The 21,949-nt window shown below is 33.1% G+C and carries 22 protein-coding genes; 5 read left to right on the forward strand and 17 right to left on the reverse strand.

The features are described 5' to 3' along the window. Position 1: 1 nt before the first annotated feature. The 5 genes from P8H68_RS02250 to P8H68_RS02270 all read right to left on the reverse strand — a co-directional run bounded on the left by P8H68_RS02250 (position 2) and on the right by P8H68_RS02270 (position 5,151). Complete coding sequence (locus tag P8H68_RS02250; RefSeq protein ID WP_300321079.1) at positions 2 to 577, reverse strand: DUF5683 domain-containing protein; 576 nt, start codon at positions 575 to 577, stop codon at positions 2 to 4. Then, positions 578 to 1,456, reverse strand: coding sequence for a ParB/RepB/Spo0J family partition protein (locus tag P8H68_RS02255; protein ID WP_300321082.1), 879 nt, complete (start codon positions 1,454 to 1,456; stop codon positions 578 to 580). Continuing rightward, on the reverse strand, positions 1,456 to 2,220 hold the full coding sequence (locus P8H68_RS02260) for a ParA family protein (RefSeq protein WP_300321084.1): 765 nt from the start codon (positions 2,218 to 2,220) through the stop codon (positions 1,456 to 1,458). Before P8H68_RS02260 ends, P8H68_RS02255 begins: the two co-directional genes overlap by 1 nt. A 138-nt stretch (positions 2,221 to 2,358) precedes the next feature. Further along, positions 2,359 to 4,602, reverse strand: a complete 2,244-nt coding sequence (locus P8H68_RS02265; protein WP_300321086.1) for a M1 family metallopeptidase — start codon at positions 4,600 to 4,602, stop codon at positions 2,359 to 2,361. Between the two features lie 51 nt (positions 4,603 to 4,653). Next, a complete protein-coding gene (locus P8H68_RS02270; RefSeq protein WP_300321088.1) occupies positions 4,654 to 5,151 on the reverse strand; it encodes a DUF6702 family protein in 498 nt (165 codons plus the stop codon). A 91-nt stretch (positions 5,152 to 5,242) separates the two neighbouring features. Between P8H68_RS02270 and pepE the strand changes: the two genes are divergently transcribed. Further along, entirely contained in the window at positions 5,243 to 5,944 is a 702-nt protein-coding gene (pepE, locus tag P8H68_RS02275; protein WP_300321090.1) for a dipeptidase PepE, read from the forward strand. Between the two features lie 69 nt (positions 5,945 to 6,013). Here the strand turns inward: pepE and ribB are convergent, their stop codons facing one another. The 12 genes from ribB to P8H68_RS02335 form a co-directional block, all read right to left on the reverse strand. Beyond that, a complete protein-coding gene (gene ribB / locus P8H68_RS02280; protein ID WP_300321092.1) occupies positions 6,014 to 7,165 on the reverse strand; it encodes a 3,4-dihydroxy-2-butanone-4-phosphate synthase in 1,152 nt (383 codons plus the stop codon). After that, positions 7,162 to 8,613, reverse strand: a complete 1,452-nt coding sequence (locus P8H68_RS02285; protein WP_300321094.1) for an LptF/LptG family permease — start codon at positions 8,611 to 8,613, stop codon at positions 7,162 to 7,164. Before P8H68_RS02285 ends, ribB begins: the two co-directional genes overlap by 4 nt. A gap of 15 nt (positions 8,614 to 8,628) precedes the next feature. Continuing rightward, positions 8,629 to 9,273, reverse strand: coding sequence for an outer membrane lipoprotein carrier protein LolA (locus P8H68_RS02290; protein ID WP_300321096.1), 645 nt, complete (start codon positions 9,271 to 9,273; stop codon positions 8,629 to 8,631). A gap of 19 nt (positions 9,274 to 9,292) precedes the next feature. Next, on the reverse strand, positions 9,293 to 11,773 hold the full coding sequence (locus P8H68_RS02295; RefSeq protein WP_300321098.1) for a DNA translocase FtsK: 2,481 nt from the start codon (positions 11,771 to 11,773) through the stop codon (positions 9,293 to 9,295). A 40-nt stretch (positions 11,774 to 11,813) separates the two neighbouring features. Further along, the gene (locus P8H68_RS02300) at positions 11,814 to 12,191 is read right to left on the reverse strand and encodes a diacylglycerol kinase family protein (protein WP_300321101.1); all 378 of its coding nucleotides are present in this window, start codon (positions 12,189 to 12,191) and stop codon (positions 11,814 to 11,816) included. Further along, on the reverse strand, positions 12,191 to 12,688 hold the full coding sequence (tpx, locus tag P8H68_RS02305; RefSeq protein WP_300321103.1) for a thiol peroxidase: 498 nt from the start codon (positions 12,686 to 12,688) through the stop codon (positions 12,191 to 12,193). The genes P8H68_RS02300 and tpx overlap by 1 nt, the downstream gene beginning before the upstream one ends. Before the next feature lie 129 nt (positions 12,689 to 12,817). Next, positions 12,818 to 13,450 carry a peroxiredoxin gene (locus tag P8H68_RS02310; RefSeq protein ID WP_300321105.1) on the reverse strand — a complete coding sequence of 211 codons (633 nt, stop codon included), beginning with the start codon at positions 13,448 to 13,450 and terminating at the stop codon, positions 12,818 to 12,820. Between the two features lie 186 nt (positions 13,451 to 13,636). Next, the gene (locus tag P8H68_RS02315; protein WP_300321107.1) at positions 13,637 to 13,933 is read right to left on the reverse strand and encodes an isoamylase early set domain-containing protein; all 297 of its coding nucleotides are present in this window, start codon (positions 13,931 to 13,933) and stop codon (positions 13,637 to 13,639) included. A gap of 613 nt (positions 13,934 to 14,546) precedes the next feature. Further along, a complete protein-coding gene (locus P8H68_RS02320; protein ID WP_300321109.1) occupies positions 14,547 to 16,133 on the reverse strand; it encodes a peptide chain release factor 3 in 1,587 nt (528 codons plus the stop codon). A gap of 134 nt (positions 16,134 to 16,267) precedes the next feature. Beyond that, a complete protein-coding gene (locus P8H68_RS02325) occupies positions 16,268 to 16,576 on the reverse strand; it encodes a hypothetical protein (protein ID WP_300321112.1) in 309 nt (102 codons plus the stop codon). Between the two features lie 223 nt (positions 16,577 to 16,799). Then, complete coding sequence (locus tag P8H68_RS02330; protein ID WP_300321113.1) at positions 16,800 to 17,504, reverse strand: ZIP family metal transporter; 705 nt, start codon at positions 17,502 to 17,504, stop codon at positions 16,800 to 16,802. Next, positions 17,501 to 18,232: a class I SAM-dependent methyltransferase gene (locus tag P8H68_RS02335; protein ID WP_300321115.1), complete on the reverse strand. Its 732-nt coding sequence runs from the start codon at positions 18,230 to 18,232 to the stop codon at positions 17,501 to 17,503. Before P8H68_RS02335 ends, P8H68_RS02330 begins: the two co-directional genes overlap by 4 nt. Before the next feature lie 134 nt (positions 18,233 to 18,366). Here P8H68_RS02335 and P8H68_RS02340 point away from each other — a divergent pair, with 134 nt between their 5' ends. The 4 genes from P8H68_RS02340 (at position 18,367) to P8H68_RS02355 (ending at position 21,488) form a co-directional block, all read left to right on the forward strand. Then, complete coding sequence (locus tag P8H68_RS02340) at positions 18,367 to 19,341, forward strand: Gfo/Idh/MocA family oxidoreductase (protein ID WP_300321117.1); 975 nt, start codon at positions 18,367 to 18,369, stop codon at positions 19,339 to 19,341. 14 nt (positions 19,342 to 19,355) lie between these two features. Then, on the forward strand, positions 19,356 to 19,859 hold the full coding sequence (locus P8H68_RS02345; protein WP_300321119.1) for a GNAT family N-acetyltransferase: 504 nt from the start codon (positions 19,356 to 19,358) through the stop codon (positions 19,857 to 19,859). Positions 19,860 to 19,872: 13 nt separating this feature from the next. After that, positions 19,873 to 20,802 (forward strand): alpha/beta hydrolase, encoded by a 930-nt coding sequence (locus P8H68_RS02350; protein WP_300321121.1) that lies wholly within the window; start codon positions 19,873 to 19,875, stop codon positions 20,800 to 20,802. A 131-nt stretch (positions 20,803 to 20,933) separates the two neighbouring features. Beyond that, positions 20,934 to 21,488, forward strand: coding sequence for a hypothetical protein (locus P8H68_RS02355; protein WP_300321124.1), 555 nt, complete (start codon positions 20,934 to 20,936; stop codon positions 21,486 to 21,488). Positions 21,489 to 21,949: the final 461 nt, after the last annotated feature.

A 21,949-nucleotide genomic window follows, 5' to 3' on the forward strand; every position in this document is an offset into this window, starting at 1 on the left:
CTTAAAAATTATAATTAAAAGTAAGTCCAACAAAAGGTTTGTTGTCGTTGGGATCACTGTAAATTTGTGGGTCAAATGATATTTTATCATTGACGTTAAATTGTAAAAGATGCGCGCTAACACTCGCATCTACTATTTGCAAAACATAAAAACCAATAAATAGAAGAAGCGATGTTTCTCTATTTTGTTTCAATGTTTTTTGGGCACTTATCAAACCTTCCCTAGAAATTCTAGTAGTACCGTCATCATTTGTAAATTCATCTTGGTAGCCAGCTTCTCTAATTTTAAAAGCTGTACGATACCGTTTGTAGGATTCATTGTTGATTGTAAAATAATACATACTTGTTGCCATCGCACCGTAGACAAAAGGAACTTTCCAAGCTTGCTTGTTATACACTTGTCCAAGTCCAGGAAGTATTGCAGAGTAAAAAGATGCTCTTGCGGGAGTCAACGGATTATAACCTTCAGACTTAATGATATCTTCACTAGTAATCTGAGGTGTTGCCTCCTGAGCTTTAACTGTCCCAAAAGAAGTTAAAAGTAAAATTATAACAATGTATGTGTATTTTGTAAACACCTATTCCAGAAGTTTTTTGATCCTATTGAAATCTTCTTCTGAATGGAAGGGGATAGATATTTTTCCTTTTCCTTTTGCATTTACAGAAACTGATATTTTATGTCCGAAAAACTCACTGATAGTGGGTACACCAGATTTTACAAAAGAAGGAACAGAAGATTTAGTTTCTTTTTTTGTTGTTGGTGTTCCTGTTTTTAATTCTTTTACCAACTCTTCTGTTTGACGAACAGAGAGTTTGTCTTTTAGAATTTTCTCATAAATAACAAGTTGTTCCTCTATAGAGTCAATATTGATAAGCGCTCTACCATGTCCCATAGATAAAAATCCATCTCTCATTCCTGTTTGAATGATAGGGTCCAGTTTTAACAACCTAAGATAGTTGGTAACGGTAGATCTTTTTTTTCCTACACGAGTACTTAGTTCTTCTTGAGTTAGTTTTATTTCTTCAACAAGTCTTTGATACGACAATGCTACCTCAATAGGGTCAAGGTTTTTTCTTTGGATATTTTCAACCAAAGCCATTTCCAACATTTCTTGATCGTTGGCAGTTCTAATATAAGCCGGGATGGTTTGATTTCCAATAAGTTTTGAAGCTCTAAAACGACGTTCACCAGAGACCAATTGAAAACTATTGTCTTCTAGTTTTCTCACAGTAATTGGCTGAATGACTCCTAATTCTTTGATCGAATTTGATAATTCTGTTAAAGCCTCTTCATTGAAATAACTTCTCGGTTGAAAAGGGTTTACTTCTATGTTATTTAAACCTAATTCAATGATGTTACCGACAGTATTTCCTGCAGATGCATTGGAAGTAGAGTTTTCGTTTAAAAGAGCAGAAAGTCCACGACCTAATGCTTGTTTTTTAGTTGCTTTTGCCATTACGAGTTCTTTTTTAATACTTCATTCGCCAAACTGATATAGTTCTCGGCACCTTTACTGGTAGCGTCATATGCAATAATGCTTTCGCCATAACTAGGTGCTTCTCCTAAACGAGTATTTCTTTGAATAATTGTATTAAAAACCATTTCATTGAAATGCTTTTTAACTTCTTCTACTACTTGGTTAGACAAACGTAACCTAGAATCAAACATAGTAAGTAAAAGTCCTTCAATATCTAAATCTGAATTGTGAATTTTCTGCACGCTTTTAATCGTGTTTAGTAATTTTCCTAAACCTTCTAAGGCAAAATATTCACACTGAATAGGGATGATTACAGAATCTGAAGCCGTCAATGCATTCAACGTAATCAAACCTAAAGATGGAGCACAGTCGATCAAAATAAAATCATAATCGTCTTTTACTTCCTCCAGGGATTTTCTCAACATATACTCTCTGTTCTGCTTATCAACAAGTTCTATTTCAATAGCCACAAGATCAATATGAGCAGGGATAATATCTACATTAGGTGAGGTTGTTGTTTGAATCGCCTCTTTTGCAGATACGGTATGTTCTAAAATTTGGTAGGTACCCGCTGTAATCGTTTCAATATCCACACCAAGTCCTGAAGAAGCATTTGCTTGAGGATCAGCATCGATCAGTAGAATTTTCTTTTCTAAAACACCAAGAGCAGCGGCTAGATTAACTGTTGTAGTTGTTTTTCCAACGCCCCCTTTTTGATTAGCAATAGCAATGATTTTTCCCATTCAAATATGATATTATAAAAATCAAAAATACGATTAATTATGAGTTAATAAAAGGTAAGATGTTAACAAACTTGTAAAGTGTTATGAGAGCAAAAAAAACCGACCTAAAGGGTCGGTTTTTTATCAGATTATAAACTGCTATTCCTTAGCTAATTCTTCTTTTTTCTTGTCAAATTCAGATTGCTCAGCTCTTGGCCAAACATTGTTTTCCACATTTACATCTGCAGTTTCTAAATTAGGATCAATTTGAATACTTGCAATTGCTTTTTTTGAAGCGACTACTTTGTTCACTTCTTTATCGTTTTTACTCCAGATTTGAGCAGGATATGTTTTAGAATCCTTACTGCCGTCTTCATAGGTATACTCTACAATAATAGGCATTACCAATCCTCCTGGTTTTTCGAAAGTGATTTCATAAAAATAACCTGGGATTTCAGCATCTGCAACATTTTCATAGTTAGTGTCAATATAATCTTTCAACAAAGCAATATCCATTGGAGTTTTAGGTTCTCCTTCTGTTTCTGGATCCGTTGACAGGTAAATACCTGGCCTAATTTGTTCTACAGGGATACCGTATTTTTTTGCCAATTTGATAATGTCCTGAGTAGGTTTGCTTGTAACTCTGTATTGATTTACAGATTTTACACCAATATCATTAAAGTCTGTAGTATAGAACCATCCTCTCCAAAACCAATCTAAATCAACTGCCGATGCGTCTTCCATCGTTCTAAAAAAGTCTTCTGGTGTTGGGTGTTTGAATTTCCATCTATTTGCATAGGTTTTAAATGCATAATCAAACAATTCATGTCCCATAATTGTTTCTCTCAATAAATAAAGACCCGCTGCTGGTTTTGTATAAGCATTTGGACCAAATTGATGTACATTATCTCCCTGAGTCATGATAGGAGAGATGTTGCTTTGATCTCCATCCATATAAGGAATGATATCCTTTGGTAGATTACCTGTGTTAAAGTTTTCATCAAATGAAATCTCAGTCAAAGTCTCAACAAAAGAATTCAAACCTTCATCCATCCAAGTCCACTGACGCTCATCAGAATTTACGATCATTGGGAAGAAGTTATGTCCTACCTCATGTGTGATTACTCCAATCATGGCATCTCTGGTTCTATCATCATAAGTTCCATCAGGTCTTGGTCTTCCGTAATTCCAACAAATTTGAGGGTACTCCATTCCTTGATTTTTAGAATGTACCGAAATGGCTTTGTGATATGGGTAGTCAAAAGTATAAGATGAATATTCCTTTAAAGTATGGGCAACAACTTTTGTAGAATACTCTTCCCATAAAGGATTTCCTTCTTTGGGATACAACGAGTAAGCCATAACGGTTTTACCATTTATGTCAACAGCCATTCCGTCCCAAATAAATTTTCTTGAGGAAGCAAAAGCAAAGTCTCTTACATTTTTTGCGTCAAAACTCCACGTTTTGGTCTCTGTGCTATTTTTCTTTTCAGCTTCTATAGCCTCTTCCTGAGAAACAATAATCACAGGTTTGTCAAAAGAGGTTTTAGCTTGCTCTAATCTTTCTAGTTGTGTTTTTGTAAGAACCTTTTTAGCATTTGTTAAAACACCAGTAGCATTTAAAATATGATCTTTAGGCGTTGTAATATTTACCAAAAAGTCTCCAAATTCCAAGGCAAATTCACTTCTTCCCCAGAACTGCATATTTTGCCAACCTTCAACATTATTGTAAACAGCCAATCTAGGATAGAACTGTGCAATTACATATAAATTATTACCGTCTTGGTCAAAATGTTCATAACCAGATCGGTCTCTTTGCGGAACATGGTTATTGATATTATACCACCATTTGATTTGAAATTGGAATTTCTTACCAGAAGCCAAAGGTTTTGGTAATTCAATTCTCATCATAGTTTGATTGATTTTATAACTAAGGTCATTTCCTTTGGCATCTTTTACATGGATAATATTAAACCCGCCATCAAAAGGTTTGTCTATAAAATCTGCAGCAAATTTTTCTGGACTGTATAAAATTTCAGGTCCACCTCCTTTGATATCGGGAGATTTAGAATCCAATGCTCTTTTATTTTGATCTAATTGAACCCATAAATATTGAAGATTATCAGTAGAATTATTGTGGTATACAATAGATTCATCACCACTTAATTTTTGATTGGCATCATCTAAGATGATATCCATTTTATAGTCCACTTTCTGTTGAGTGTAATTGACACCAGGAGCACCGGAAGCCGTATGTTGACTGTTTGGTGTTGCAAATTCGTCTTTTAATTGTTTGAATTTGTTGGTATTGGTGTGTCCTGTTTTAGGTTCTGTCTCTTGTGCAATTCCAGAAATACTAATGCTTAGAAAGCACAAGGTAACGATAGAATAGATTTTTTTCATTGGATTATTTTTGAGTAGTAACAAATGTATTAATAATTAAGATAAGCTTCGTTAATAATTTATTAAAGCCGTTGATTGGTTTTTGGTTAGGATAAAGCTTTTGTTTTTGTCGTTAATATTCAGTTTAACGATGTTTTCCTGCTCTGGGAAGGAATGATATAAAATGTTGTTTTCTATTTTTAATTTTTCAATGTTTTTAACATTTAAAATTTCTAGATAAAATACAGCCATATCATCTTTATACTCCTGACCGATATAGTTGTGGTTTAGAGTTTTTTCATTGATCTCAACTTGAAATTTTTGTGCTAAATAACTTTCATAAATACGATCAGTTTTTTTAGGTTCTCTGTCGGTTGCCAGTTCTATATTTGTTTGATTGAATTCATTTATTCCGAGTTGTAAATCATCAATAAATATCCTCAATGTTATTTGAATAGACTCTTGTGTAGGAACGTATTTTACATGAGCGATACTCATATAATATTTATGTAGGGAAAATGAACATAAAACTAAGACAAGGCTTAGTGCTAAAAATTTAACAAATCTCATTAAAATTGAATTTAATAGTAAAGATGCGTTTTTCTCTGAAATATTTAATAGGTAAATTTGATTTTCTCTTAGAAATAAACAAATGTAAACTATGAAAAATATTATTTTGGCAAGTTCTTCTAGTGTCCATGGAAGTGGGTATTTGGAATACTTAGAACCTGAACTGAAAGTGCTTTTTGCAGGAGTGACGGAGATTTTATTTATTCCTTATGCGAGACCTTCTGGAATTTCGTATGAGGAGTATACTGAGATAGCGGCAAAAGGTTTTTCTAAGTTAGGAATTGACGTAATAGGAATTCATGAGTTTACCAATCCTAAATCAGCCATAGAAAATGCGAAGGCTATTTTTGTAGGTGGTGGAAATACCTTTGTATTGGTAGCAACCTTATATGAGTTGGAAATCATGCAAGATTTAAAGAGTTGTATTGAGAGTGGAATTCCGTATTTAGGTACAAGTGCAGGATCTAATATATGTGGAATGACAATGCAAACAACCAATGATATGCCAATTAAAATGCCTAAAAGTTTTAAAACCTTAGGTGTGTTTCCTTTTAATATCAACGCACATTTTATTGAAGCAGATAAAAGTTCGACTCATAAAGGGGAGACTAGGGAAACAAGGATCAAAGAATACCATGTATTCAATGAAACCGCTGTGATTGGGTTGAAGGAGGGGAGTTGGTTGCGAGTATTAGGGAATACGATAACTCTTGATGGTGAACTAGAGGCGGTTTTGTTCAAAAAAAACAAAAGTCCTAAACGAGTAAGTCCGAAAACCAACTTGAATCATTAGGTTGATGAAAGTCATAAAAAAAGCGATTGAATCTACTTCAATCGCTTTTTTGTTTTTTATGGTAAAATATTAATAAGGAATTCTATCTGTAATTTTTAATCCATATCCTGTCATTCCAACACGTTTTTTGATCGTATCTGAATTTGAAATTAGTTTGATGTTATAGATGTCCAAATCATGTAATATTTGAGCACCGATACCAAAATCTTTATCATCCATACCTTTAGAAGTAGGTTTAGAATTAGATTCAGCATTTTGATTTTTTAGATTTTGTAATCTTTGTAAAAGATTGAAAGATTGCACTTCTTGGTTGATAAAAACAACAGCTCCCTTTCCTTCTTTTTCAATCAGACCAAAAATACTTTGAAGTTTGTCGTCAATATTATTTTGAAGTGTTCCTAGTATATCATTTCCAAAGGAGTTAGGAGTAACCTTTACTAATACCTCGTCTGTCTTTTTCCAACTACCTTTGGTAATTGCAATATGGATTTGATCATTGGTAGTTTGACTGTAGGCTCTCAGTCTAAAATCTCCAAAACGAGTAGCGACATCAAAATCTTCTACTTTTTTAATTAGAGAATCATGTTGCATTCTATAAGAAACTAGATCTTCAATTGAAATCAATTTTAAATCAAATTCTTTGGCAACCTTTTTTAACTCAGGCAAACGAGCCATTGTTCCATCTTCATTTAAGATTTCAACTAAAATTCCAGACGGGTCTAACCCAGCCAAACGAGCTAAATCTACGGCCGCTTCTGTATGACCTGTACGTCTCAATACTCCCCCTTTTTTAGCTTTCAAAGGGAAAATATGTCCTGGTCTTCCAAGGTCAATCGGTCTTGTGTTTTTTTCTGTTAAAGCATAGATGGTTTTAGATCTATCATGAGTTGAGATACCCGTAGTACATCCATTTCCAATTAAATCCACTGAAACTGTGAATTGTGTATTGTGAAGTACAGTATTGTCATTAACCATCATGTTAAGACCCAATTCCTCACAACGCTCTTCAATAAGAGGAGCACAGATCAACCCTCTACCATATTTGGCCATAAAGTTGATCATTTCTGGAGTTACTTTTTCGGCAGCTGCAATGAAATCACCTTCATTTTCTCTGTCTTCATCATCAACTACAATTACAACTTTTCCAGCACGTATGTCTGCAATAGCTTCTTGAATTGTATTCAATTTCATGTCATCTGTTTGTTTGTCGTCTTGTGTCATAACCTTTTCGGTTCTTTTTGTTTTTTAAAACGTTTGATAATTGCTTTTACAGCAAGTGATAGTGCATCGAAATTAAAAGATGCGGTTCCTTTACTAGCTCTTCTTGTAAGATATACTCCAATAGGGAATATAATGATACTTGAAAGCCAACCTCCAACGGTGGATGATATTGAACTTTCTTCGGCTATATTTTTAGCCATAGAATTGATAAAGAAATAGATTACAAAAATAAGAATAGCCATTACCATAGGCAAACCAAATCCACCTTTTCTTATTAAAAAACCTAAAGGAGCTCCAATAAAGAATAATAAGATACAGGAAAGGGAGAATGCAAATCTAAAATGGTATTCGTAATCAAATAAATTTAAAATTTTTCGCTTTCCTTTATAGCTTTCTTTAAAAACTTGAATCGTTCTCAAAGGTTTTTTTAAACTGTTTAAAGCATTTTGAGTGATGGAAACTTTACCAGCGATTTTAAAGTTCTCCAGGATATCTGGACTTAGGTCGGAACGGATTAAGCTATCCGGTCTTTTGTATAATTTGTCTCCATAGTTTCTAATATAAAAAGAAGAAGCTTTGGCATTGATGTAAGTGTCATACGACATCTTTAAACTGTCAGATTGAGAATACAATTGCCTTACATTTAACATCATGTAATGTTTCTTGTATTTTTCTAAATCTAAATCATTACTGCTTAAAGAGGATATATCAATATTTACTTTGTAAGTTTCAAATTTTGCAGAAGATGCAGGCATTTTATTTTTATCTGCCTTTTTCTTTTTTGACTGGGAGTGATCTTCAAAATAATAACCATCTGTCAAATGCAGCGTCATGTATTTACTTCCAGACTCGGTAGTGATTTCTCCTTTTTTAGCAGTGATACAGACATCATTTTTTTTACCTCCCTTTAAATCATAAATTCTTACATTTTTCAATAAGTTTTCTTCGGGACCGTATTTTTTTTCAAAATAGATGCTGTAACCAGGAATTTCAGTATTGAAACTACCTTCTAACAATGCTAAAGCAGGTTTTTGCTTTCTCATATTAAACAGTAAATTCCTTTGCTTTAAGGAGGCGTAGGGATAGATGTTATTTAAAAATAGAAAGTTGATTGAACTAATAAAAAGCGTTAAAATGATCAAGGGTCTCATGATTCTGATCAAGGGAACTCCAGCCGATTTAATGGCCGCCATTTCATAATTTTCAGAAAGATTTCCGAGCGCCATGATGGAGGACAATAGCACTCCAATGGGCAAAGCTGTAGGCGTTACGTTAAGACAGGTATACCATAAAAATTTTAGGATGTAAGCGATGTCAATCCCTTTTCCAGCAATTTCATCAAAGGCATACCATAAAAATTGCATTACCAATACAAACATTACAATAAAGAATGTCGCAAAAAAAGGTTTTAAAAAACTCTTTATGATGTACTGGTCAAGAATTCTCAAGGAAGTGGCTTGTTTTTATTTGTTGATGGTAAAGTTTTGCTCTGTATATTTTGATTCGTCAAAAATAAACAGATTTTTCGAAATATCTTGATTTGCTTCGAATTCTTCTATGCTAAATAAAGTCACCGTTCCATTGTTCCCAACTTCTTTGATACTGTGAATTATTTTGGTCACATTGTTTACGCCAAGTAGAAAATAGGAAGCCTCAGACTGGCTGTCGATAGGTGTTAATTTTATATACTGAATTTTATTTCCCTCAATTGTTTTTAAAGCATCCCATTGATAAGTGAACCCTTCTTTGTAAAAGAATAATAGTTTGGATGGATTTAACATATCCTCTTCTGAGCTACCATCAATTACATTGATTTCTTCATCTTCCGTTAAAATAACATAAGTATTGTTGCCATCATAGAGGAAAATATTATCCATAAACTCAAGATGGTATTTTTCCCCTTGAGTGTAAACAGATCCTGAAGCTTCTTGAATCATATCCACTTCTTTATTCTCTAGGACATAGTTGAATTTTATGTACATGTTTTCAAAGCTTGACATTTTAGCGGAAACTTCGTTTAGAAGTTGCTCGGATTTGCTTTGTGCATTTAGGTTTATTGTCATTAATAAAAGACAAAAACTAAAGGTATAGATTGCTATGTTTTTCATGTGTTTAAGTTTAAGAGAACTATTTCTTTTCGTTCGCTAATAATTCATCCAAAGAAGGTAAATCAGGTACAGTAACCTGTCTGGCTTTACTTCCTTCAAAAGGTCCAACTATTCCAGCAGCCTCTAATTGGTCTATCAATCTACCAGCCCTGTTGTATCCTAGTTTTAATTTTCTTTGTAATAAAGATGCGGAACCTTGTTGCGCAATGACAATAAGTTTAGCCGCTTCTTCAAATAATTTATCGCGATCATCAATATCCACGTCAAGATTTGTGCCACTTTCTTCACCAACATATTCTGGTAGTATATGCGCTTCAGGATAAGCACGTTGAGATCCAATGAAATCTGTGATTTTTTCAACTTCCGGGGTGTCTACAAAGGCACATTGAATTCGAATGCTTTCGTTTCCTCCGGTGTATAGCATATCACCACGACCAATCAATTGATTGGCACCAGAAGCATCAAGTATGGTTTTAGAATCGATAGCCGACATTACTCTAAAAGCAATCCTTGCAGGGAAATTGGCCTTGATCATACCGGTAATTACGTTTACAGAAGGTCTTTGTGTTGCAACAATTAAGTGAATACCGATAGCTCTGGCAAGTTGAGCCAAACGAGCAATTGGAGTCTCTACTTCTTTACCAGCTGTCATAATTAAATCGGCAAACTCATCAATCACCAACACAATATAAGGCAAGTATTTATGTCCGTTTTCAGGATTTAATTTTCTTGCTTTGAACTTTTCATTGTATTCTGAGATGTTTCTAACCATTGCAGTTTTCAGCAGATCATAGCGATCATCCATCTCAATACAAAGTGAGTTCACGGTATTGACAACTTTGGTTGTATCAGTAATAATAGCTTCTGCTTCATCTGGAAGTTTAGCTAGGTAATGACGTTCTATTTTATTGAATAAGGTAAGCTCTACTTTTTTAGGATCTACCAATACAAACTTAACCTCTGCAGGATGTTTTTTGTATAATAAAGAAGTTAGAATACAGTTTAAACCAACAGATTTTCCTTGTCCTGTTGCCCCTGCCATTAGTAGGTGAGGAGTTTTGGCTAAATCAATAACTACGGTTTCATTTGAGATATTTTTACCCAAGGCAATTGGCAATGCCATTTTAGATTCTTGGAATTTGGTAGAAGCGATAACAGATCGCATAGAAACGATACTAGGTTTATTGTTCGGCACTTCAATACCAATGGTTCCTTTTCCAGGAATTGGAGCAATGATACGGATTCCTAAAGCGGCTAACGAAAGTGCTATATCATCTTCTAAATTTTTAATCTTAGAAATTCTAATTCCCGCTTCTGGAACAATTTCATATAAGGTAACTGTTGGACCTACGGTGGCTTTAATTTGCGCAATACCAATTTTGTAGTTTTTTAAGGTATCAACAATTTTGTTTTTATTCAACTCAAGTTCCTCTGCATCTACAGCAATACTTTCGTTGTATTCTTTTAGTAAGTTCAAAGTAGGGAAGGTATAACTTCCAAGCTCTAAAGTAGGATCAAATTCGCCAAATTTCTCTACTAAATTATTTGCAAGGTTTTCTTCTACTTTTTCTTCTTTTGCAGTTTCTTCAATAGCGATGGCGACATCTTCTTTTGCAGTTTCCTCTTCTGGAATAATTATTTCCAAAGCAGACGGTTCTTTGGTTTCTTCCTTGTCGATAGAAGAATGATTTTTTATGGTCGGTTGTAAATTCTCAACCGATAATTCAAATTCAGATTTTTTGGTTTCTTCAGCTTCCTTTTTCTTTTCAGTAACTATTTCCTTTAGCACAGGTTCTTCCGTTTCAGGCTTTTCTTCAACTGTAGAATTTGCTTCAGTCGTTTCTGTTTTTTCAGGAGTAGCTTCGGTGTTTTCCTGTTTTTCTTCCTCCGTTTTAGGTTTTATTGGTTTTTCAGGGAACCAAGATTTTACTTTTTCTGGAGTGATTTTAAAACGAATGACAGCATAGCAGCTATACCCAAAAATCAAGATGATAGCCAATCCTGTATTTCCTAAATAAGTATTTAAATATTCGTTAAGTTCAATACCAATAGTTCCGGCAACAATGCTGTATTTTTTGCTTAAAAAAGCAAATGATGTTGAAACCCAAATCATTCCTAAGATTGCCCAATTAAGAGATTTGAAAATCTTTTTTAAGTGAATCATCAAAAGCATATAAGCCCCTGCTACCATGATGAGTAATGGAACCATAAAGGAAGCAATTCCAAAACCGTCATAAATAAAAAAATGACTTATGCTTGCACCAATTTTCCCTAATAAGTTTTTTGACTCAATAGATTTGTCAGCAAACTCAGTAAGCATGCTTTGATCTTCTTGCCAAGTAAAAAGAAAGGATAAGAAAGAAATAAATAAAAATAAACCAAAGAGAAAGGTAAAAACACCAGCCAAAGTCTGGAACTGTCTGTTTTGTATAATTTCTTTAGTTTTTACAAAGCGTTCTTTTTTTTCTTTGACTTCTTTTTCTTTCTTAGGTTTTTTCATTCAAAAATAACTGAGGTTAGAAGATTAGGTTTAGTTTGGACTAAAGAGCCATAATTTTTGGAACATATATAAGCGCACCAATAATTAAAGCAGCAAGAGCAGCAAAGCCTACGGCACCAGCTGCAACATCTTTTATTACCCCGATTTTTTTATGATAATCGGGGTGAACAAAATTTGCTATTTTTTCTACTGCGGTATTCAGGGATTCAGCAGTTAGCACAGCTCCTGTACATAAAATTTGAATGGCCCATTCCGTGGTAGAAATTTGAAAGACAAAACCACAGATTATCATTAAAAAGCTAATGAATAATTGAGTTTTTATACTGTTTTCAGATTTAATAAGAATTGATATTCCTTTGAATACAAAAGAAAAACTCTTAATTCTGTTTACAACAAAATTGTCTTTTTTAGTTGTCATTATTTCAAAGCGTTGATTGCAGCTTCGTAGTTTGGTTCATCAACTGTTTCAGGAACTTGTTCTGTGTACACAACACTTCCATTTTCATCAAGAACAACAATAGAACGTGAACATAAACCTTCTAGTGGACCTTCCGTAATTTTCAGACCATAGTCAGCAGCGAAATCTCCAGAAATGTCAGATGCACTAACCACGTTTTCAATTCCTTCAGCACCGCAAAAACGAGCAAAAGCAAAAGGTAAGTCTCTAGAAATACAGATTACTTTCGTATTCTCTAATTCACTTGCTGTTTTATTAAATGTTCGCACAGAGGTAGCACAAGTACCTGTATCAACACTTGGAAAAATGTTTAAGATTACTTTACTTCCAGCAAAATCTGCCAAAGAAATATTATTTAATTCTACTGTTCTAAGTGAAAAGTCTGTAGCCTTTGAACCTACGCTAGGTAATTCACCAATAGTTTGAAAAGGATTTCCTTTAAGTGTAATAGTTGCCATAGTTTATTTTTATTATTTGATTTCAAAAATACATTAAAAAGAAAAACTCTCGAAGTTATTCGAGAGTTTTATTAATTATTTAAGATAAACTTTCAAAGCTCTACTCGAGTTTGAAATTATCATTAAATTTTAGTTTTCTGCTAAATAGCTAGCTACACCTTCGTGAGTTGTAGTCAATCCTTTTTTGTCAGAGTTCCAGTTTGCTGGACAAGCTTCACCGTGCTCTTCGTTGAATTGTAAAGCGTCTACCATTCTGATAGCTTCGTCTACATTTCTACCCAATGGCAAGTCGTTTACAATTTGATGACGTACAACACCTTCTTTGTCGATTAAGAATAATCCTCTGTAAGCGATTAATTCTCCTTCTGCTTGTAATTGCTCGTTATCGTCGTAGAAGTAATCTCCAGCTAAAACGTCATAGTTTTTAGAGATTGTTTTGTTAGTATCAGCAATGATTGGGTATGTTACTCCTTGGATTCCTCCTTGGTCTTTAGGAACCTGTAACCATCCCCAGTGAGATTGTTCTGTGTCTGTAGAAGCAGCAATTACTTGTACATTTCTTTTCTCAAACTCAGCTAATTTTTCTTGGAATGCATGTAATTCTGTTGGACATACAAAAGTAAAATCTTTCGGGTAGAAGAATAATAATACATATTTCTCTCCTTGGAATTGTTCTAATGTGAAGTTCTCAGCAAACTCACCTCCGTTAACAACTGCTTGTACACTAAATTGAGGAGCTTTTTTTCCTACTAATACTGCCATAATATATATGTTTTAAAATGATTTAATTTTTCGATTACAAATATACCCTATTCCATGTTTCCCTTGGCTCTCTGTTCAATTTTAATAATCGATTTTTATATAGATTTTCTTTATAACAAATTAAAAAAGAAAAAGCCTGACTCTAAATAAATAGAATCAGGCTTTCAATATTTTATATAATTTGTTTTACAGTTCTAAAACACTGTTTTCAGAATTAGCGAAATCATTCCAAGTGAAAGAATCAGCTTTTTCTTCATTGATGTACTCTCCATCAATAATATATTTGAATTCGTAAGAGTTTCCTGCTTTGAAAGGGAAAACCGCTTTAAAATTTCCGTTTTTTAATTTTTTTAAGGGTGATGCTTCCGTGTCCCATGCGTTAAAGTCTCCTACTACAGAAACTGTTTTTGATTCTTTTGCTGGTACTTCGAAAGTTACTTTACAAACAGGTTTGCTTTTTAAATATTGTTTTTTGATAGCCATGATAATAATGTTTTATTTTTTTACAAATTTAAAGATAAACTAAATTTAAAAAAAATATTTACAAGATCATATGAAAGAAATAACATTATCATAATTATTTAGTTACATAAATAAATATATTCTTGTTTTGGGATAAAATTTCATGGATTTATTAAGTTCTTAAGAGGCTTATTATCAATACACTAATAAGGATATGAGCCCTTATAGGTTAAAGGTTGATGTCTGTAAGGAAATTCTATGTTTTATAGTAGTAAATACGAAAAAAAAAGAGTTTTTTAGCGATTTTTTACGTTCAGTTTTGCCATGTTGTATGTGAATCCAATACCGAATAAAGTAGAGTTCAAATTTCCGTATGGAGCAATCATTTTTCCGAAACTAGTAGTGGTAACAGAATTTTATTGAGAGTAAAATCATAGTGCAAGCCTAGAACTCCCGTAGGGATTTCAGATCGACCTAATTCTCCTGCTTGAATATCTACAGGGATATAATTTAATACTATTTGTCAATTTATATTCTTTTAGGTCTGAAAGAGAGTGTATCTCTTGTTGGCCTTTTAGTAAAAGGCTTGACATAAAAAATAAAAAGAGGAATAGTTGTTTCAAATTAAATAGTTCTATTCAAATTCACTTGTGAAATGAAGTTTTACTGACGGATATTTATCTTGAGTCATTTGAATGGTAAATGCAGAATCTGCTAAGAATACCAATTGTCCTCTTTTGTCTTTTGCTAGATATCGTTGTTTTACCCTTTTGAATTCCTTAAATTCTTCGTTGTTCTCAGATGGTTCAACCCAACAAACTTTATGCATTGGTAAGTTTTCGTAGGTACATTTTGCACCATACTCATGCTCTAATCTGTATTGTATAACTTCGTATTGAAGTGCTCCAACAGTACCAATCACTTTTCTTCCGTTAAGTTCTAGTGTAAATAATTGCGCAACACCTTCGTCCATTAGTTGATCTAAACCTTTGTAAAGTTGTTTGGCTTTTAAAGGGTCAGCGTTGTTGACATATCGGAAATGCTCAGGAGAGAAACTTGGAATTCCTTTGAAGTTTATTTTTTCTCCTTCGGTTAAAGTGTCACCAATTTTAAAATTACCAGTATCATGAAGTCCAACAATATCACCCGGATAAGAGATATCAACAATTTCTTTCTTTTCAGCAAAAAAGGTGTTTGGACTAGAGAATTTTACTTTTTTATTGTTTCTTACATGTAAATAGGGCTGATTTCTCTTAAAAGTACCAGAAACAATTTTAATAAAGGCAAGTCTGTCCCTATGTTTCGGATCCATATTGGCATGTATTTTAAATACAAACCCAGTAAGTTTGTCTTCTTTGGAATCAATCAAGCGTGTATCACACATTTTTGGTTGTGGAGTAGGTGCAATATCAACAAAACAGTCCAAAAGTTCTTTGACTCCAAAATTATTCAAAGCAGATCCAAAAAATACAGGTTGTAAATCACCACTAAGATATTCTTCTTGGCTAAATGCAGGATAGACTCCTTCTACCATTTCAAGTTCTTCACGAAGCGTATTTGCAGAGTCTTCTCCAACAATTTCATCCAACTCAGGACTTTCTATATCGGTAAATTCGATACCTTCAGCTACCGTTGTTTTTTGATCGTTTGAAAAAAGATTGATTTTCTTTTCATACAAATTGTAGATCCCTTTAAAATCATATCCCATTCCAATAGGGAAACTCATTGGAGTAACAGTTAAGCCAAGTTTTTGCTCAACTTCATCTAATAAGTCAAAAGCATCTTTACCTTCTCTATCCAGTTTATTGATAAATACAATAATCGGAATTTTACGCATTCTACAAACTTCAACAAGCTTTTCTGTTTGTGCTTCTACACCTTTGGCTACATCAATTACAACAATAACGCTATCGACAGCAGTAAGTGTTCTAAAGGTGTCTTCAGCAAAATCCTTGTGTCCTGGAGTATCAAGAATGTTTATTTTTTTGTCTCTGTAAATAAAAGCAAGTACAGAAGTCGCCACAGAGATACCACGCTGGCGTTCAATTTCCATAAAATCGGAAGTAGCCCCTTTTTTTATTTTATTATTTTTTACAGCTCCAGCTTCTTGGATCGCTCCACCAAATAACAGTAATTTCTCTGTTAAAGTTGTTTTTCCGGCATCTGGATGCGAAATAATTCCAAAGGTACGTCTACGTTGTATTTCTTCTAAAAAGGACATGATTGATCTTGTGTTTTATGGAAAACTTCTTGTTTGTTTTCGAAACGCAAAGATACATTTTAGAATTTGTTCCTAAAATAAATCAGAAACAAATTAAAAGATTCTAATGAATGCCTAAAAGTGAAGGTAAGTTCTTAAAAAGCGATAGATTCTAAAATATGAAATAAAGTAGGAATGGTTACCACCACTGTACAAATAAACAAAGCGTTTTTGAACATGTTAGGTGCAAAACTGTTACTTTTTTTGATGAAAAATTCTAAAACACAAAAGCTAGAATAGATGACATTATAACCCACGATGAATAAAATCATTTCTCTTTTGGTGAAAAGATCAGCGGTAGAATGTGTTGCTATTTTTTGAATTTCAAAACATGTGTAGCAAAGTGCTAAAACAATAATATTAAAAGCGATTCTTTTCCTTTCCCACCAAAGAAAAATATCCATAAGAGTTCTCTTGGATTTTTTTATTGATAAATACTGGTTGAAAAGGTTATTTGCTTTAAGTGGCTTTAAAGAAGCCTTCGAGGTGTTGGTGTTGTATTGTGCCATAGTACTAACAAGGGGGTAATATTAGTTTACAGATTACTTGATAAAGATCAAATATATAAAAAGAAGTTTAGGAAACCAAGTTTAATTTAAACGTAAGATAAAAAAAACATTTTAAATTTTACGAACCAATAAATGCAATTCCCATTCCTACTAGGATTGCGATAAATTTTGAATAGTTAAATTTATGATCTTTTGAACTCTCAAAAAGAATGATGGTTGATATATGTAAAAATATTCCAATAGTAATACTAGTGATTTCTTTATGATAATGAATAAAAAAGTCAAATTTTTCTGAAGCAAATAATCCCAATGGACTCATAAGAGCAAACAGAAAAATAAAAAGATAACTGTATGATTTTGATATTTTAGAATTTAATAAAAAAGTCGCCAAAACAATACTAATTGGGATTTTATGTACGATAATAGCCCAGAGCAGTTCAGAGTCCTCTTGGTAGCTAATTGGAATTCCTTCTGAAAATGAATGAAGGCTTAAACTGATAAAAAGTAACCATGGAAATTCAGAGGAATTCGAATGATGATGGATGTGTCCATGTTCGGCCCCTTTAGAAAATGATTCTAAGATGGATTGAATTAAAATCCCAGCAAGAATAAAGGTACCTACTGTTTTCGGATCCACAACGTCGTGTGCATGTCCAATATGAGCTGGTCCAAATACCTCAGGGACCAAATGCAGAATGGTAATGGCTAGTAAATAGGCGCCGCTAAAGGAAAGTAAAAGCCGAACAGCATTTTGTTTAGGCTTAAAGATACTTACTAAAACAGCCCCAATTAACACAGATGTGATTAATAATATGTAGATCATTCGGCTATAATTAGAATTAATCTGTTTGAGTTTTCGCGATCGTAACTATGTAAATTATAATCACCAAAAGTGTTTTTTATTTTTAAACCTGCCGCCGAAATAATTTTTTCAAACCTTTCAAGAGTCAGGCATTTAACACGCTCATAGTAATTGTGGTATTTACCTTCAACCGTGAATTCAATTTTTTTGATGATAAAATCATTTTTCACCTCTTTGCTAATTTGAAATTCTATATCATCTAGGAATATAGTTTCATTAGGAATCAGGTTCTCAATAGTTTTTTGCACATTCAAATAATCGATCACAGCAACTCCGTTTTTATTTAAAGAGTTTTTTATGTTCTCAATGACACGTATATCTTCAGTATCATCAGCGAAATAACCAAAACTTGTAAATAAGTTAAAGACAGCATCTACTTTTACAGGAAAAGGAAGCCTCATGTCTTGAACAATAAAATCTAAGGATTCGTTTTTAGACTCGCTTGCATGTTTGATGCTGTTAATAGATAAATCTGCACCCGTTACTTTGTACTCCAAAGAATTTAAAAAAATAGAATGTCTTCCTTTACCACAAGCTAAATCCAGGATAGAATTCCCTTTAGGAATCTCAAGATACTTGACAAGGTTTGTCATAAAAACCTGCGCTTCGTAATCATCTCTGTGTTGATATAATATGTGGTAATATTTGGTGTTAAACCAATCGGTAAACCAATCTTTTTTTGAGGACATTCTTAAAATTTGTCACAAAAATAGTAATTAATAGACTAAGTAGGTTAAAAATGTTTTTAGAACGTTTTTTCTAAAAGATATCATTGTATATTGTTTAACTTTATTCTAGAATAATTTATATACGAAAAGCAAAGATGAAAGAGTACAAGTGGGGAATAATTGGTTGTGGGGATGTAACCGAAAAGAAGAGCGGTCCGGCGTATCAACAAACGGACAATTTTAGATTGCATGCAGTGATGCGAAGAGATTTAAAAAAAGCGAAAGATTATGCGCAAAGGCATGCGGTGCCTTTCTTTTATTCGAATGCTGATGAGTTGATACAGAATCCAGAGATTGATGCCGTGTATATTGCAACTCCGCCAGATACACATAAGTATTATGCCTTAAAAGTTGCAGCAGCAGGGAAACCTTGTTGTATTGAAAAACCAATGGCTCCTTCATACGAGGACTGTATTGAAATTACAGATACTTTTCAAAGACTTTCTATTCCTTTATATGTAGCCTATTATAGAAGGTCACTACCTAGATTTTTAAAAATTAAGGAATGGTTGGATTCTAATGAAATAGGAGAGGTGCGTCATGTAAATTACTTGTATACACGTACGGCAAGCCCATTAGATTTGTCGGATTCTTATAACTGGAGAACAGACAAGGAAATTGCTTACGGTGGTTATTTTGACGACTTAGCAAGTCATGCTTTAGATTTATTTATGTTTTTATTGGGGGATATTGAGAACGCAAGCGGAATGTCAACGAATCAGCAAAATATATATTCCGCGATGGATGCCGTAGTTGGTTATTGGAAACATAGTAATGGTGTAACCGGATCTGGTTCTTGGAATTTTGGAGCCAATGAGCGTAATGATAGGGTTGAGATATTGGGAAATAAAGGAGTGATCCGATTTTCAGTTTTTAATGAGGAAGAGATCAGTATAGAATCAGCCGAAAAAAAAGATACTTTGTTTATTGAGAATCCTGATCCAATACAATTGCATCATGTAAAAAATATACAACAAGATTTAATTTATGGATTAAAGCATCCTTCAACAGGAGCTAGTGCAACAAAAACAACTTGGGTGATGGATAAAATATTGAGTAAAGAAATATAATTTTATTTGAAGGAATGAGAGAGTTTAGAAAGGCAAACCTTAATGATATAGATGGTATTTGGGAAATATTGAAATCTTCTATTTCTAAAAGAAAATTGGAAGGTAGTGACCAATGGCAAGATGGATATCCTAATTTGCAGGTGGTTGAAAAAGATTTGATAAAGAATGCTGGCTTTGTGCTAGTGGTAGATAGCGAAATTGCTGGCTATATTGCTTTGATGATTAACGATGAGCCAGCTTATGAAAAAATAAAAGGGACCTGGATTTCAAATCAAGATTATGTGGTGTTTCATAGATTGGCAGTTTCTGAAAATTTTATAGGAAAGGGAATGGCGGGAATTATTCTGGAAGAGGTTGAGGTGTTTGCTGGACAAAATAATATCAATAGTATTCGAGCTGACACTAATTATGATAATGATACCATGTTACATTTATTTGATAAGCACAATTATTCTTTCAGAGGTATTGTTGAAATGAGGAAAAGTCCGAGAAAAGCATTTGAAAAAACATTAATTTAAAATTGGGAAAAATATGGGATTAGATTTGAATACTGATTTTGAATTTGAGAACATTTCTTTGGAAAGTGAAGATGATGGCGTTTTGTGTGCGACTTTGATCAAGTCAAAATTAAATAATAAAAGCAAGAAAGCTGTTTTGTACATACATGGGTATATTGATTATTTTTTTCACCCTCATGTAGCAGATAAGTTTCATGAATCTGGTTTTGATTTCTATGCTGTAGATTTAAGAAGATATGGAAGGTCATTGCAAGAAGGAAATAAGCCAAATTTCTGTTCACACATAAATGAATATTTTAAAGAGATAGATATTGCCATAGATCGAATTAAAAAAAATAATGAAAATATTTATTTGTTAGGACATTCAACTGGCGGTTTGATCGGGGCTTCTTATATGAATGAAGGGAGGAATAAACAGGATATTAAAGGACTGATTTTAAATTCCCCGTTTCTAGATATGAATCAATCTAGTATTTTGACCGGAGTGATGTATAGTGTTGTGAAAACCATGAGTTGGCTATTCCCAAACGGGTTTTCAAACAAAGGTTTGTCACCAATATATGCAGAGAGTGTTCATCGTGAATTCCAAGGGGAATGGGATTTCAATCTAAAATGGAAACCGACTGCAGGGTTTCCTGTGTATTTTAAATGGTTTACAGCAATTGTTGAGGCACAAAAAAAACTTGTGAATTCTGATGTAAAGGTGCCGGTTTTATTAATGCATTCAAACGAATCATTAAAGCCTAGAAAGCATTTCAAAGAAGTTTTTGTTAAAGATACTGTTTTGGATGTTGAGGATATGAAGCGTATAGGTCCAAACTTAGGAAGTGATGTGAAGATGGTTTCTGTAAAAGATGGAATGCATGATTTGTTTTTATCAGCTAAAGGGGTTAGGGAAAATGCATTTAAAGAAATGTTTGCTTGGTTGACATCTCTTGAATAGTGTGATTTTTATTTAGGATTTTTGTTTTTTTAAATTTTTATTTTTAACTTACTGATTGTAAGTGGTTGTAGGGTGGTTTAAACCTTGATAGAACTTGCTACTATGAAAAGTTAAATTTAAAATCATGTGCTATGAGACAAAATGAAAATGTATTGCCGAATATTAGTTTGGCGAAAGCAAAAGGAGTTGATTTTGTAGATTTAGAAAAATCAGGTGGGCTGAAATTATTTAAAAGACAAATGAAAAAAATGGGAACAAAAGTGTTTCCAGCAACATCCAATCAAGATGTAATGAGTCAAGTAGAGGAATTGTTTCCACAGGCTATAACTAGATATTCTAATTTAAGAGGGACTCCTTATTTTAATACCGTTTCTGAAAAGGATATAAATGCATTGAATAACGTGGATGTTCTAGTGTTAAACTGTGATAATGTAAAGGCAGGAAAAACAGGAGTTTGGATTCAAGATAGTTTGGTTTCTTTCAAAGAAGTTTTAAGAAAGAGTCGTCATTTAGTGTTGGTTGTAAAAAAAACGGACCTTACTCAAGATTTGGAAAAAGTTGTGAAAAAAATGACCCGCTTTTTTCAAGGAAGTTTCTTTCAAGAAGAAAACAGATTAACTGACATTTCGTATTCCTCAATGACTAAAAAACATAAAAATCTTAAGATTACAACTTTTGTAGTGTAGTCTTTATATGAATAATTTTAAAATCCTTTCTCTGTTTAAAGAGAAAGGATTTTTTAGTTTTTATAAGTATGTTGTATGCTTCTGGCTACTAAAATTTGCCCTATTTTTTAATTCATGATTTTTTATTAAATTAGTTGTCCTTTTTAAATAGCAGATTATTAGGGCTGTAAAATAGAATTTCAAAATAAAACCAAAAAAGGCAAAAAAAGTCATTGTTGTAACGATAAAAAGGTCTAGTTTTGCATCCGCTAAGGAAAACAGCTAGTGTTGTTTTTTTAAGGCAAAAGTTCTTTTAAATGCTGATTAAATCGAAAACTTAAGGTTTAAAAAAATAATTAAAATTTTATTTTTTTATAACGAAAAAAGGTTTTAGATTTGCAGCCGCTAACAAGCAAAGCTTGTTTAGTAAAAGAATAAGAAGTGATCACATAAGAGTGAATAACTTATAAGTTGTGATTCAC

Origin of the sequence: Flavicella sp., from assembly GCF_029238425.1 — a bacterium.
GTDB lineage: Bacteria > Bacteroidota > Bacteroidia > Flavobacteriales > Flavobacteriaceae > Flavicella.